Source organism: Bdellovibrio bacteriovorus (assembly GCF_001592745.1).
In the GTDB taxonomy this organism is placed as follows: domain Bacteria; phylum Bdellovibrionota; class Bdellovibrionia; order Bdellovibrionales; family Bdellovibrionaceae; genus Bdellovibrio; species Bdellovibrio bacteriovorus_B.
This window is the reverse complement of sequence record NZ_LUKD01000001.1, coordinates 1,997,646-2,011,717: the sequence shown is the minus strand read 5'-3', so window position 1 is coordinate 2,011,717 and position 14,072 is coordinate 1,997,646. Positions and strand designations below refer to the sequence as shown.

Genomic DNA, 14,072 nt, shown 5'->3' with positions numbered 1-14,072 from the left:
ATTCTTCCAAGCAAAAACTAGGTCAGCCTAAAGCGCGATATAGGCCCGTAAGAGTGTGTATCAAATTGACACGGCGACAGTTTAGGGACAAAAACACGGGTCTCGTTGTGCCAAATATTCCCATCAGATCTACCTGTTTTTCATTCGCAGATTAAAGCAATTGCTCTAGATTTTTTAGAGTGAATTTCATTGACTGAAAATCGTCTTCACGAGTTTTATGCTCCAGCAAAGGAGAACTTTCATGAAGAAAATTTTGGGATTCATTCTGACGATGTCTTTTTCCGCATCTAGTTTTGCACAATCTGAAACCACAGGTACCTCCATCACTCCCGCACCAAAACCTCCGTCGGTTTTTCTTACTTACAGCTATTACAAATACGATCTTCAAGGTACGAACAATGCCAACACACGCATTTACGGTTTTGATGCGTCGACCGTCGACGTGAATATGATCACAGCAACGTGGCTTTACAGTCCGACATGGACGTTCCTTGCTTTTGTTCCGCATATTAAAAATATGGTCGAGACAAAATATGAACCGATTCCGGGCGGCCTCAATTTCAAAACGCGCGATTACACCGAAGGGATCGGGGATGTTCGTTTGATGGCGATGACTGCGACCTACGCGAAAGAAGCACATCTTGTTCTTTCCGACATCAGCGTGACTTTGCCGACAGGAAGCATTGACGAAACATTCACTTCGAACCCAACGCAAACAGCGGCCTATAACATGCAGTTGGGTTCGGGCACTGCGGATCTCATCTTGGGTTCGACTTATTCCCTGAATCTTGCGAAATGGGTGAACTCGGCGCGAGGTCAGCTCACTGTGCGCGGCGGAAGAAATGCCAAAGGTTGGGCCTTAGGAAACGAATTCCTCACCCAGCTTTCAAGCAAATATCGTATAACGTCCTTTTTTGAAGCGGGAGTGGTTGGTAACTACAAAGCTCGCGACGCCGTTCAAGGGCGAGATGAAGGCTATGAAAAGAACAACAACTGGAATCACGTCGCTCGTGGCGATGGACATCAGTACTATCATGCTCCGCAAATCAACTGGGATGCAGAAGTTGTCGGTAAACTCTCTACCCCCACGCCTTACTATGGAGCAACGGCCGCTCTGGAGGCTGGCGTTTCCTTTTACAGAGATGCGATTAACAAAGACGACATTCGCTTGGACATGCCGTATTGGGTTTCTGCTTCTGTCACAGGAAGCTTCTAAAAGAGTATATGCGTTTAGAGGGCATGATCCCATCGGCCCCTCTGAAAGAATAACAAGGCCTCGTGAGGACGTATTGACGGCCTTCACGGCCTCCCATAAAAAGGGCTTCCGGCAAAAAATAGCAGGAGGTCCTTAGTATGAAGTCCCTGGCGTTTTTCTTGGTTCTGGCTTCGACGCTTTCGGCGTCGGCCGCGGTTTTTTCTCCTAGTTCCGTCGAAGTCAAATTCTCTTATAGCACTGAGTTTACAACAACAGACACTTCGGATGCAGTCACACTTTCCGACCTCCACGCCCAACATCTTTTCGGATACATGCAATCACCTACTATGGTGGGCTTTTACGGTATCAATGCCGACACACCTGGAGTTGGCGCCCCGAAGTTCCCTTTAGCTTACGAGATCTTGAAAAATCGCAGGTCTGCCGGCGTTCGCACCATAGCCTACAAAGTCGACGGTGTGATGCTCGTGAATAAAAATATGGCCAAAAAAATTCTAGAAACAGGATCGTGGAAAATCACCCTGCCCAGCGATCTTGATAATTTCTATGAAGAGAAATGCACGGACGAGCATTACACAAGCTTCGGCGACTTCTGGTACTTCTATGACCCTTTCCGCGAAGGCTGCGAGTTCCTTCGCCAAGCGCCCATGGCAAAAACCGTGAACATAAAAGTCACCGCTTTGAAAAATGCTTCATCTGAAACGGATGCTGCCTTAGACAAACTTCGAGGAGATAACGGCAACGGTGATCTTTTTGAAATCACAACAATCAATGGTTACGCAGACAGCGCGAAAGACCCTGAAGATGAAGGCCGCACGGCTTTTGAAGAAATGAATCAATGGCTGCGCCAAGCTGGTTTTAACGAGAAAATTGTAGCTCGTTATCAAAACCGTCCCATTCACCAGTTCACAAAAACTTTAAGAAAGGCCGATGGCTCCGAAATCCAAGTTCGCATCACTCGCCTTCTTGCTGAAACCGCAGTCGCCAGTAAAAACGTCACATTCGCAAAATTTTTTAAACACGCAATTGAAAACGCAGATGTTATTATCTATGCCGGTCACTCTGGCTTGGGAGGCAACTTAGACATTGGCTCTTTGGAAGAAAAAGCCGGTGGTTTTGAATTCAATCCGCGCAAACATCAAATCTTTTTCTTTGATGGATGCTCGAGCTACTCATATTACTTAACAATGTTTGAAGAGCAAAAGTCCAAGGGCAAAATTGACATTCTGACAAATGGTCTTTCAAGCTACTTTGGTTACGAGACGCCGGTTCACAAGGTTCTTTTTAAACATCTTTTCCGCGTGAACGCGACGCCGACCTGGGGCGAGATCTTAAAGGATATGGAAAAGCCCTTAGAAGGCATGACCTTTATGCTTAACGTTGGTTCTCTTTAATCCAAGCATCCAAAGCACTGCGATCTTTCCATTCGATGGACTCTACAGATTTCGCAGTGCTGACCACCGCAAATTGCGTTTGCGCTCTGCGGGACTGTCGCAGTAAAAGCCCTAATGTCGCCGCATACACTTCTGGATTTTCTGTGGGAAGAACATGCCCCACGTTCTGTACCAAGATCACTCGTACGGGCTTACCAGTCGCCAAATATCTTTTTAAGACTTCCACCTGGTTTTTCAAACGTTCCGGATTTTCATTTTCTGCAAAAACAAAATCGCGAGTCCTTTGTTCTGAATGAAAATCCCACTTCGTAAAATCGAAGTCTTCAGCGGCCCGAGCGATTGTGACATAGCCTTTTTTAATATCGCTCACACGAGGATTTTCACCATAGAAATCACTGTCAGCCGATAAATTTTTGTCGACAGTTTTATGCCAATGAGAAGTGTAAGCCTGATCGCGGAATTGACGAATCCAAAAGGGCGCCATAAAGGGATTTAGTTTGAACCAAGACTCCCAAAGTTCTGCTGTTTTCGCAGCATCAGGATCGCTTTCCGTTGGCACGGCCATAGGAACAGTTTCAATAATATGTGGAAACTCTTTGGCATCGAGATAAGCACCTACTGACGACGTATACGATAAAGTTACGGGCACAGCTCTTAAAATACCTAGTGCGTGCACGAGCTCCGAAACATCGTTTGCAAAGTCTGGTGAGCGAACAGAGCTATCATAAGTGAAGTAAGGACTCTCAGAGAGTTTTAAGCCCTGGATGGATTTAGGATGCGCCGGTAAAGATGGAAGAAGTAGATTCCAACCCTGTTGGATCAACAGTCGTACAGACGTGTCGTTTGAAGAAAGGCCGCGGTTCACTCCCGGCAAAAGTATCAGCGTCGGGGCACTGGGAGAACCTTCAACATACTCGTAGGCCAGCACTTTGCCAGGACCCAGCGGAAGATAGTGAACTTCAGCAAAAGAAACAGCAGAGACCAACAAAATAGCAAACGCCAGCAGCCCGGTTTTCATATCAATTTCCTTCGAAAAAAAATGACGACACCAAGACCTGCTTAGCACTGCCTTTTTTTGAAAGCAAAAAGAATGTCCAGAGTTAATACTCTAACGAATGCCTTCGGCCACCACAGAGGGCTTCAGGCCAGGAAAGTTTCTTCTATCACGCGCCGCCTGAGCTTCTTCATCAGTGGCAAGGCGGTAATCAAATCGATTTTTCGTATCGCCAAAACCTAATGTCGCTAGCGTGTTTTCTTTAGCCAAGTGATTATAAAAACCCGTGAAGAAGTCGAAGCGGCCGCGCCCTGTGATAGCACCGCCCGAGTCACGCACGATCACGAAGCCATCATGAATTTCTCCATTGGGAAGAATCGCATCCACTAAACGCGGAATAAAAATAACATCACCCACTTTGTGATAACTCAAGTCGGCCGCAACAGAGAAATAGGGATCCAAACAATCACCATAGGCGCCATAACCGAATGGACATGTGGTCAAATCCACTTCAACAAAACGCGGGATACCTTCGATCGTTGAGTGGTAGTTATACGAAGTCATCGTTCCGTCTTTTTGTACGAAACAAGAGCCTTGCATTAAACATTGCTTATAGTCTGACTCACACATCGACGTCAGCGTATCTCCTTGCGGAGTGATCAAATCACGCATATGCGTAAGACTGCATTTATTATTCGACTGAACGATGGTGGGCTTGTAGTAGATTGAAGGAGTGAGTCCAAATCCGTCTGAAGATTTTGAAACTGCACAAGAGACGAGGAATAACGGAAGCATCAGCAGTAATGCGACTAATGACTGGGATGATTTCATAACCACAAGGCCTCCGTGTGGCCTTATTTATACCAAAACTTCACCGAAATGGCCGAGTCTCCCGTTGAAAATACATACTCCGCCTGCAAAGCCTTCATGCCTGTCAAAAAAGTAATCAACATGCATCGAAATCGAAAGACAATTTGTAATAAAAAACTGGCTTCAGTCCGAGCAGAAAAAGGCCTGTTTTCGCTTTGATAGAGAACAACTCGTTGCCCGCAAAATAGGGATACGCTATCACTGAAAGACAAGGGCATTAAAAAGGGTTCATGACTTTACGTTTAAGGATTTTTTTATTCAACCTCATCTCGGTCTTTCTGGCGACTTTCGTTGTAGCTTTGATCGGCCTTAAGATCGTAGAGTCCACGGTCATTGATAGCACCTACGAACGCCTGACCCAAATCCGCATCAGCAAAACCACAGCAATCGAGAACTACTTTCGCGATCTTCAAACTGCGATCAATCTTATTTCATCGCACGAACAAACCGACGATCTGATGTTAGATACAAATATGGAATCCCATCCAGAGTTCCGTCGTCTTCTGGATAACTATGTTTTGGATTTTAACATCTACGACATGGCATTGGTGAATCCTAAAGGTGTCGTCGTCTATACTACTCGCAAAGACATCGAAGACGGTATTTCTATTCTTCGAGACACCCACGGCACGAACAAACTGAAAGATCTGTTTCAGTGGGGCATGAAAGCTCAAGAAGGTTCGACCTTGTTTCTTGATTTCGACAAAGATGCCGTCAGCCCGAGTTCGGCGACGGGTTTTGTTGCAGCACCCATTTTTCGCCGCAACATGGTCGTCGGCGTTTTAATTTTAAAAATTTCGATTTCGGAAATCGATCGAATCACCAGCGACAACTTTGCCTGGGCAACTCACGGCATGGGACAAACGGGTGAGACATTGATCTATGGAGAAGACTGGAGTTTACGAAACACCGGGCGATTCCGTGTAGAAGGTGGGCAAAGTTCTAAAAGTTCCGAAGCCGAAATTCTTTCCTCCAACCGCGGCGACGAAGATATCAAAAAGATTGAAAACTTAAGTGAAGTGCGCGAGCTGGGCACAGACTACCGCGGTCAAAAAGTCATCCGCTCAATCGGAAAAATTTATCTTCCAAACGGAGAACTTTGGTACATCCAAACAAAGATTGATGAAAGCGAAGCTTTTGCCGTCTTGGACCGTATCGCTATTGCATCTAGTGCCGCTGCGGTGTTGATCTTCATTCTTTTCTTCTTTGCCACTTTTGCCGCTACCGGAAAAGTTGTCGAACCTATTCAACTTCTGACGGACCGCTTGGAAAAATTAGGAACGTCGAACTTAACTCAGAAGATCAATTATAACTCCAAAGACGAAATCGGTCTTCTGGTCAGCAAGTACAATCAGTTGGCGGACCGTCTGGAAACGACGACGGTATCAAAAGAATTCCTAGACAGCGTGATCCAGTCCATCAAAGCCTTCCTATTCATCGTACGCGTGACTCATCACGATGATTGGCGCCAAAGCTCCTATGTCGTTTCCCAAGCCAACGAATCCGCGATGAATCTACTGGGAATTACTCCCAGCCAGCTTTCACATATCGATTTAAAAACGCTGGTTCACGCACAGCCAGAATTTAGCAACTACAACTGGCTTTTACATACACGGCACAGTATTGAAGCCGAAATCGTGAATGCAGAAGACCGCCGTATTCCGATTTTGATGAACTGGGCGGCGTTGCCTGGACGCACGGGAAAAGATCTTACTTTTGTTTTTGTTTGTACTGATATTACCGACCGTATCACCGCAGAAAACGCATTGATTGAAGCTCGGGAAGCGGCGGTGAAAGCCTCGCAGGCGAAGTCCGAGTTTTTGGCTCGTATGAGTCACGAGATCCGCACCCCTTTGAATGCCATCATCGGCATCACGGACATCCTGACTGAATCAGATCTGAAACCCGAACAAGAACAACTGGTGCGAGTTTGCGCCAATGCCGGTGAAAATCTTTTGGCCCTTATCAACGACATCTTGGATATCTCAAAAATCGAAGCCCGCGAAGTTCGCCTGGAAAAGATTGCATTTGATCTTCAGGCCACCACCAACAATATTTGTGACATCTTGAAACAGAAGGCCGCTGAAAAAAATCTGCGCTTTAATTTAGAAATGCATTTAGATAGCGCCACTTCTCGCCTGGTCGTAGGCGATCCCACCCGCTTAAGACAGATTCTTTTCAACTTGATTGGAAATGCGATCAAGTTCACTCAGCAAGGGCAAATCACGGTGACTGCGGATTTTGAAGATGAAACGAAGAAATATGTTCGTTTTGGAATCAAAGATACCGGCACTGGAATTCCTTTAGACAAGCAACATCTGTTATTCCAAAACTTCGTTCAAGCGGACAGCTCGATCACTCGTAAGTTCGGTGGCAGTGGTTTAGGTCTGACAATCTCAAAGAACCTAGTCGAGTTGATGGGCGGCCGCATTTGGTTTGAAAGTGAAGAAGGCGCCGGAAGTGCTTTCTTCTTTACTATTCCATTTATTCCCGCAGAGCCAGGAGTCGAAGCTGCACCCGCCGCACTCGCCGCACCAACCCCTCCGCCGCCTGAGGAAAAGGATCTGACGCGCAACTCGCGCATTTTGGTGGTCGATGACACCGAAGACAACCGATTCTTGTTATTAACATATCTTAAAAAACTGCCTTTTGAAGTGGTTCAGGCGGAAAACGGCCTCCAAGCGGTTGAGAAAGTTTTCTCTGAACCTTTTGATCTTATTCTAATGGATATTCAAATGCCCGTGATGGACGGTTATGCCGCCACTCGAAAGATTCGTCAGTGGGAAGCCGAAACACATCGCAAGCCCATTCCTATCATCGCCGTCAGTGCCAATGCGATGGCTGAAGACGTACAAAAATCTTTGGACGCTGGTTGCTCAGAGCACGTAACAAAACCGATTAAGAAATCTTATTTAATAGATATGATTCAGCGGTACACGGTTTAAGACTGCAACTGCCCGTTGCGAATCTTTGAAACCTTATTAGCCAACACTTCCACGTCACGTTGATCGTGTGTCACCAGTAACGCCGGAATTTTTTCCACTTCGATCACACGCTTTAATAACTTACGGCTTTCCTCTCGAAGTTCTTGATCCAAGGCCGAAAACGGCTCGTCCAAAAGCAACAGCCTAGGTTCGCCGACGATGGCGCGAGCTATGGCCACACGCTGTTTTTCCCCGCCCGAAAGAACCGACGCCTTTCTTTGTAAGAAGCCTTCCATTTGCATGACTTCATTCAGTTCTTTCATGCGGGCGGCTACCTTGCGTGAGTCGACACTGCGAGCTCTGGCAGCAAAAAGAATATTTTCTTCGGCCGTCATATGCGGGAAAAGATCTAAAGTTTGAAAGACCACACCCAATCTTTTATCAGGGGTTTTTAATTTCGCAAGATCGACCCCCTGAAACGCCCACTTCATTCCCGGACACTCTTCAAGGCCTAATAGGATACGGAACACCGACGTCTTTCCAGAACCTGACGGCCCCCATAACACGGTCACGCCCTGATCCAGGATTTCCCAACGATCGATGTCGATTTTAAAATCGCCATAATCACGGTGCAAATTTTCGACGTAGGACACGACTTCCCCCCACACAGATGAAAAAACACAGCAGTCCCGCCAGAATAATTAAACTGCTCAACACAATGGCTTGATTCAAACGGTAACCCGACATCAGAGTTTCGGTCATCATCGCGATGCTAAGGTCCCGATGCGCAAGTATTCTCGATACTGCGAAATCTCCGCAAGCCCAAATGGAAGCAATCCCTGCCAACAACCCAGCGCGAGCCGACAGTTGCGGAAAAAGAATTTCTTTAAATATCTGACTGCGTGAAGCCCCCATGGCATAAGCGACTGTAATCTGGGATTGCAAAGCATGAAGCTCCCCGTCCCAACCCATACGAAAGAGGCTATTAAGACTTAACAAAGTAAGAGCAATAGGAATTTTGATAAATGGATAAAAACCTTCATTGGGACCGATCAAAAGAAGACTGAAGCAAGCTAAAGAGGTTGAGGGTGCGACATAACCGTTCAGGAATTTTTCGAACCATGCTTTCGGCCAACAATAAGCAATCAGCATCAGTCCCGCATAACAAAGTACACCGACAGTAACTCCTAAAGCCATGCTGCCTAAAAAGTTCCAAAAAAGAGCTGACTGTAATTCGTAAAAATTGGTGATCAATGCCAAGCCCGAAAAGAATCCTTGCAGATATCCAAAAAGATACATGAAGGAAAGACCGACAATGATGAAAACTCCGCTGAACGACTTGATAAGGTTCAAATTGGCTTCACGCGTGACGTGAGCCCCTTTTCCTCGACTGGCTATGAAGGACAAAGCGAAGATGAAGGTGGATTGCAGAAAGGCTAAAAGAACGGCATCTCCCCAATTGTTGGAAAGACGGATTTTCTCATAAATTAATACTTCCACTGTCGTTCCTTTGCCCCCACCGACAATAAGGGGGACGGCAAAGCTTCCGAAGCAGACGACGAAAATGAAAAGACCTAAAAGCCAAAAATCTTTTTTTAAAAATGGCAAAAGTCCGCGAGTAAGAAACTGCCATCGGCTGGAGCCTTCTACATAGGCAAGCTCGATCATTCCACCCATCTTGTTTTCAATAATTCCAGCTAACAATACCGCGACCAATCCAAAGTTCATTAAGGTGTGAATCAAGACAATACCAGTTACACCCATAGGAAAAGGATCAACGACGTTTAAGGTGGAAAGCAGAATGAATATCGGCGGCAGAAAATTTGGGAGCAGACAGAAAATTTCTAAAACGAAACGCAGCTTCTTATAGGGACCGGAATTGAGCGAAAGCAGGCCCAAGCTCACCCAAAAACCTATAATTAGGGCAAACACCGCAGAAAAGAAGGCTTGAATAAAACTATTCTTAAAGGCCCACAGAAGTTCACCGGTGTCAGGCCATTGAGTAATACGAAACTGCGTTAGCAAAAAAAGAAACGGAAGAAGTAAAAAGATAACGACGCTAAAACGAAGCGCATTTCTCAAGTTCAATTGAGTTCGCTCCTACGAATTTCCGTCCAGCGTTTCAAAAGACGATCGACTTCGGATGACGAAAGAATTTCGACTTGCTCTATAGTTTTTACGTTCACCAAAGGGGCAAAGGCCGTGTCTTCCATCACGCCTTTCATCACCGGAAACATGTAGTTTTTTTCCATGATGATGCGCTGACCTTCTTGTGACAGCATCAAATTCACGAATTTTTCAGCCAAGTCACAGTGACGACAAAAATCCGGAATGCCCACAAACTCAAACTGCACTGGCAAAGGTTCGTTAAACGGAAGCGCGATGTAGTCGCTCTTTTTTTCTTCCATTTCATGATACAACGGCGAAGTCACGTAAGAGTACACAAGCTTCGTTTGCTTGTTGGTGAAAAGACCATAAGCCGTGGACCACGTCGGTGAAAAGCTATGCACTTGACCCATCAGCTTCTGCAAGAACTTAAAGCCTTCCTCTTCTCCTTTTGAGCGCACCACCCAATACAGAAACTGCATCCCCGGAGAACTTGTTCGTGGATCTTGCAAAGCAATACGCTTAGAAAGTTCTGGAGCTAACAAGTCATCTAAGCTTGAAGGCAAACGTGTCAATTCGTCTTTGCGGGCAATAAATGTCAAAGCACCCCAGTCATAGGGAACAAAAAAACTATTCGCTAAAGCAGGACGAACAGAATCATAGACGTCCAACTGTCCCAGGCTGAGTTTCCGCCACGGCTGTTCCGCAACGGCTTTGGAGATATCAAATTGGTCTAAGCCGACGACAACGTCAGCCCCCAGGCTTTCACCTTCGATTTTAAGTCGTTGTAAAAGAATTCCAGAGTCACTGCCTTCAATGAATTCCACTTTGCACTTACAGTTTTTTTCAAAGGCTTCTTTTAATAGTGGCCCCGGACCCCAGCGCCCCGTGAAAGAGGCGTATCCAAACACACGTAATGTGGGCAGAGAACTCGTGCTTCCTCCTTGATCTGTCTTATTTAAAACAGCCAAGAAAAGCCCCAGAAAAATAACAGCTAAGAAAAAGACAAAATGTTTCACTCTACCACCATAATCCGCGGCGACGTTTGAAGAAGTAGTAATCAAAACCTAAGCAGCGACCTGCGCCGACCCAGGCAAGAATCAAATGAATGGCTAAGAATGTTTTATAGAGATCTTCCGTTGCGGGACCCGAAACAAAAAGCATCGTCACGCACAACAAAACTCCTAATAAAGCCACAGGGCGAACCACGTAACCAACGATGTAGGAAATCGCAACCGCAAACTCCAAGCCTAAAATAATAAAGGCCACGGTCTGCCAGTTGGGAATCATCTGACTGCTCGCAAAGATTTTGAACCAGTTCGGAGCATGGCTTGCAGGCAACCACTCCGCCATTTGATCGGCGATTCGCGGACGAGTTAAAAAATCACCGCGATACTTCACCATGGCTTGTTCTAAATAGTAATAACCTAAGAAAATTCTTAAGAAAGAAATAGGTAAAAGATGGCCTACGTATTTAACGCTCTCAAAAAATGCAACCAACATGAACACATTGTGAACTAGACACCCTTCTTAGGGCAAGTCTCCTCTAGAAAGCAGTGACTGCAATCAGGTTTTCTCGCCTTACAGATAGCCCGACCATGAGAGATCAGATAGTGAGAGAACATCACCCAATCTTCTTCGGGCACATGTTTTACCAGTTCTTTTTCAATCAACACAGCATTGTCCGTCTGAGTCCAACCCAAGCGATAAGATAACCGCGTCACATGAGTATCAACGACGATACCGCTGGCGATCCCAAAAGCATTCCCAAGAACCACGTTCGCCGTTTTACGACCCACGCCGGGAAGCTCGACCAAAGCCTCGAGGTTTTGTGGGATCTCGGACTTATGTTTTTCTGTCAGCTGAATCGCCGCCTGCTTTAGATTGTTCGCTTTGTTTTTAAAAAAACCTGTAGAACGAATCAGTTGTTCAATGTCTTCAACCGGAGCCTTGGCCATTTTTTGCGGCGTCGGGTATTTCTTAAATAGCGCCGGGGTCACCATATTTACACGCTCATCCGTGCACTGAGCAGATAAGACCGTGGCCACCAAGAGCTCAAAAGGATTGGTAAAATTTAAAGCACAGTGAGCATCCGGATAATATCTTTTAAACAGGGCTAGGGTGGCTAGCAGGGGGGCGGCTTTTTTAGCAGAAGAAGCCTTTTTTGAAGCCGGTGCTTTGGCAGCTTTGACCGGCTTTTTTACGGTCTTTTTATTGGTCACCGTCATTACCGATAGCTTCTACAGGACAACCTTCCATCGCCTCTTTACATAGAGCTTCTTCTTCCGGAGATTCGGGTTGCTTGCTTACGAAGGCATGGCCATCTTCTTCGTGCATAGAGAAATTCTTAGGAGCGGTCAGAACGCAGGCGTCACAAGCAATACAAGATTGATCCACGAAAATCTTGCCTGGTTTATTCTCTTTCCATTGCTGACTCTTATCGGCCATGAGGTCTCCTAAATATGCGACCTTAATATAAAACTTTTGACCTTGATGTCAAACCCCGTTCCCGACTTGGGTCGCATTTTTCACGACGTCCTTTGTTGAATGCTGGGGTCCTGGCCTTTTTACAGATATTCTAGAGAGGAAATTAAAGGAGAGTTCATGGAAGGACCTCGCTCGCCGTCAGAAAACGAATTGCCTCGTGTTTTAGATTTTTTGAACAAAAAGTTGCGCAATGAAGCCTCCTGGTCGATTGCTGCGGAATATCCCACAGCCTTTTCATCTAACAACTTGCACAATATGCGCATAATAGCTGATGAAGATCAGGTTTTATCGCATGCCGTATTGAAACCTCTTATTATTAAGTCCCCACACGTGATTTTTAAGGTCGGGGCCATTGGCTCTGTCGTGACGGACGATAACCACCGCGGACAGGGCTATAGCACTCAAGTTATTTCTGACTGCTTAAAATCCGCGACTGACCAGTCTTGTGATATCGCCATTCTTTGGACAGATCTTTTCGACTTTTACCGTCGTATGGGATTTGAACTTGCCGGCAGTGAGATCAGCTTTGTGGTCGAAGAAAACTTCGATGTTCCGCCAATAAACTTGCGTTTTTCTACAGACACTAAGGTTTCTCCTGATGCTATTTATCGTCTGTATTCTTCACATTCCGTGAACTCGGTGCGCACGATTGAAGAGACTCGAAAGTTTCTTTCGATTCCACAAACAAAAGTCTACACCGCGTGGGAATCTAACGGTCAGTTGGCAGCCTACGCTATCGAAGGTAAAGGAGTGGACTTAGGCGGCTATATTCATGAATGGGGCGGATCTGTTTCGAAACTGATGGCTCTTTTCAGCTTTATTCGCGCGCAAAAAAATCAACCTTACACGATCATTTGCCCACGACATGCAACAAACCTGATTCAACAGTTACAACAAAAACCAGTGACAATGAATCAGGGCTTTTTAGGCATGATTAAGCTTGTGAACTTTGACCAGCTATCAGCAAAAATCAAACGCGCTTTCCGCGCCGAAGGTGTCGCTGACATCGTTCTTGAAAAACACCCTGAACACTTTGTCTTTGGCATTGGTCAGGATCTTTACACTATTAAAAATGAAACCGACATGGTTCGTCTTCTTTTCGGTCCCGTCGACTATCGAGCGTTGGGCATTTTCAAAGACGAAACGGTCGAAAAATTCGAAAAAGTATTACCACTAAACCTCTGGATTTGGGGCTGGGATTCAATATGATTTCATGGAAACACGGATTATTATCGCTGCTAGTTCTAAGCAGTGTTGTCTCTTGTATTAAAGAACCTTTAGAAGAAACGGAAACTCCAGCAACGGTCGCCGAAGTTCAAGATTCTTTGGCAACAGCCTGGGGCCAGGCGGATCCGTTGACCATGGCTAAAAATGATTTTCTGTTTCAGGAAACCGAGCAAACGCTCGAGAACAATCCTCAGCCTTTTTATGTTTTGCAAGAAGCTATCACTATCACAAATAAAGAAGAAAAAGCCGATGAGTGGCTTTATACGTATGCTTATCAAAGCAAAGCCTACAAGGGAGACCAAGAAGGTGCGGAATCCACGCGTGAAGATCACCGTTCTGTCGCAAAATTAGATGCCTCTATCGCGAATGCTCAAAGAGTTATGAGTTATCAACCTGAATTAAAAACCATGGCTGACGACAATCAAATGGTTTTGGGCTTCGAACGCCTTTATGGTTTGGCTTACGCCTGCGAAAAATCCGATGCCTTGGATAAGTATTGCAAAGAAGACCTCCAGGTCGATAGCTGCGACATCACTTGTTCCAACCTCAAGGTGGAAGAAGAAATGCGTCCCGTTCCGGATCTGATTAAAGCTCAACCTAACTGCGGTGGTTTTGAAAACTGTACGATTAAAACAAAAAAAGTCTCTTTCAATTGGACAATCGCGTTGAAACGCGGCGAAACCGTGGAAAAGCAGAAGGTGAATTACTGGGTGACTTTGAGTCCTGACATGCCTTTCTTTTCACGCATGCAGGAATATTGCTATCGTCAGCTTTACCCGATTCAGAGCCAAAAAGTTTTGGTGACGACTTGTACAAAATTAAAAAATTTTAAAAGAGGAACTCCTTAAGGCACACAG

General features: G+C 45.6%; 13 protein-coding genes. 5 read left to right on the top strand and 8 right to left on the bottom strand.

The features are described 5' to 3' along the window. Positions 1–241: 241 nt before the first annotated feature. Entirely contained in the window at positions 242–1,216 is a 975-nt protein-coding gene (locus tag AZI87_RS09625; RefSeq protein ID WP_063206322.1) for a hypothetical protein, read from the top strand. Positions 1,217–1,353: 137 nt separating this feature from the next. Beyond that, the gene (locus tag AZI87_RS09620; protein ID WP_063206321.1) at positions 1,354–2,607 is read left to right on the top strand and encodes a hypothetical protein; all 1,254 of its coding nucleotides are present in this window, start codon (positions 1,354–1,356) and stop codon (positions 2,605–2,607) included. Here AZI87_RS09620 and AZI87_RS09615 read toward each other — a convergent pair. Both AZI87_RS09615 and AZI87_RS09610 read right to left on the bottom strand, forming a co-directional pair. Next, entirely contained in the window at positions 2,588–3,625 is a 1,038-nt protein-coding gene (locus AZI87_RS09615; protein ID WP_063206320.1) for an alpha/beta fold hydrolase, read from the bottom strand. The two genes, AZI87_RS09620 and AZI87_RS09615, sit on opposite strands and share 20 nt — an antisense overlap. Positions 3,626–3,715: 90 nt before the next feature. Beyond that, the gene (locus AZI87_RS09610) at positions 3,716–4,432 is read right to left on the bottom strand and encodes a 3D domain-containing protein (protein WP_063206319.1); all 717 of its coding nucleotides are present in this window, start codon (positions 4,430–4,432) and stop codon (positions 3,716–3,718) included. Between the two features lie 269 nt (positions 4,433–4,701). Between AZI87_RS09610 and AZI87_RS09600 the strand changes: the two genes are divergently transcribed. Then, entirely contained in the window at positions 4,702–7,416 is a 2,715-nt protein-coding gene (locus tag AZI87_RS09600; protein ID WP_063206317.1) for an ATP-binding protein, read from the top strand. Here AZI87_RS09600 and AZI87_RS09595 read toward each other — a convergent pair. Genes AZI87_RS09595 through AZI87_RS09570 form a run of 6 tightly spaced genes read right to left on the bottom strand, consistent with a single transcriptional unit; the run spans position 7,413 to position 11,949 of the window. Continuing rightward, a complete protein-coding gene (locus AZI87_RS09595) occupies positions 7,413–8,048 on the bottom strand; it encodes an ATP-binding cassette domain-containing protein (protein WP_063206316.1) in 636 nt (211 codons plus the stop codon). The genes AZI87_RS09600 and AZI87_RS09595 overlap by 4 nt on opposite strands. Further along, positions 8,020–9,483 carry an ABC transporter permease subunit gene (locus AZI87_RS09590; RefSeq protein WP_063206315.1) on the bottom strand — a complete coding sequence of 488 codons (1,464 nt, stop codon included), beginning with the start codon at positions 9,481–9,483 and terminating at the stop codon, positions 8,020–8,022. Before AZI87_RS09590 ends, AZI87_RS09595 begins: the two co-directional genes overlap by 29 nt. Then, the gene (locus tag AZI87_RS09585; RefSeq protein WP_063206314.1) at positions 9,480–10,520 is read right to left on the bottom strand and encodes a thiamine ABC transporter substrate-binding protein; all 1,041 of its coding nucleotides are present in this window, start codon (positions 10,518–10,520) and stop codon (positions 9,480–9,482) included. The genes AZI87_RS09590 and AZI87_RS09585 overlap by 4 nt, the downstream gene beginning before the upstream one ends. A 1-nt stretch (position 10,521) precedes the next feature. Beyond that, on the bottom strand, positions 10,522–11,004 hold the full coding sequence (locus AZI87_RS09580; RefSeq protein ID WP_063206313.1) for a DoxX family membrane protein: 483 nt from the start codon (positions 11,002–11,004) through the stop codon (positions 10,522–10,524). A gap of 14 nt (positions 11,005–11,018) precedes the next feature. Continuing rightward, positions 11,019–11,729, bottom strand: a complete 711-nt coding sequence (nth, locus tag AZI87_RS09575; protein ID WP_063206312.1) for an endonuclease III — start codon at positions 11,727–11,729, stop codon at positions 11,019–11,021. Then, positions 11,713–11,949 (bottom strand): ferredoxin, encoded by a 237-nt coding sequence (locus AZI87_RS09570; RefSeq protein ID WP_063206311.1) that lies wholly within the window; start codon positions 11,947–11,949, stop codon positions 11,713–11,715. Before AZI87_RS09570 ends, nth begins: the two co-directional genes overlap by 17 nt. A gap of 156 nt (positions 11,950–12,105) precedes the next feature. On the opposite strand from AZI87_RS09570, the gene AZI87_RS09565 reads away from it, so the two are divergent. Continuing rightward, positions 12,106–13,197: a GNAT family N-acetyltransferase gene (locus AZI87_RS09565; RefSeq protein ID WP_063206310.1), complete on the top strand. Its 1,092-nt coding sequence runs from the start codon at positions 12,106–12,108 to the stop codon at positions 13,195–13,197. Further along, complete coding sequence (locus AZI87_RS09560; RefSeq protein ID WP_063206309.1) at positions 13,194–14,063, top strand: hypothetical protein; 870 nt, start codon at positions 13,194–13,196, stop codon at positions 14,061–14,063. The genes AZI87_RS09565 and AZI87_RS09560 overlap by 4 nt, the downstream gene beginning before the upstream one ends. Positions 14,064–14,072: the final 9 nt, after the last annotated feature.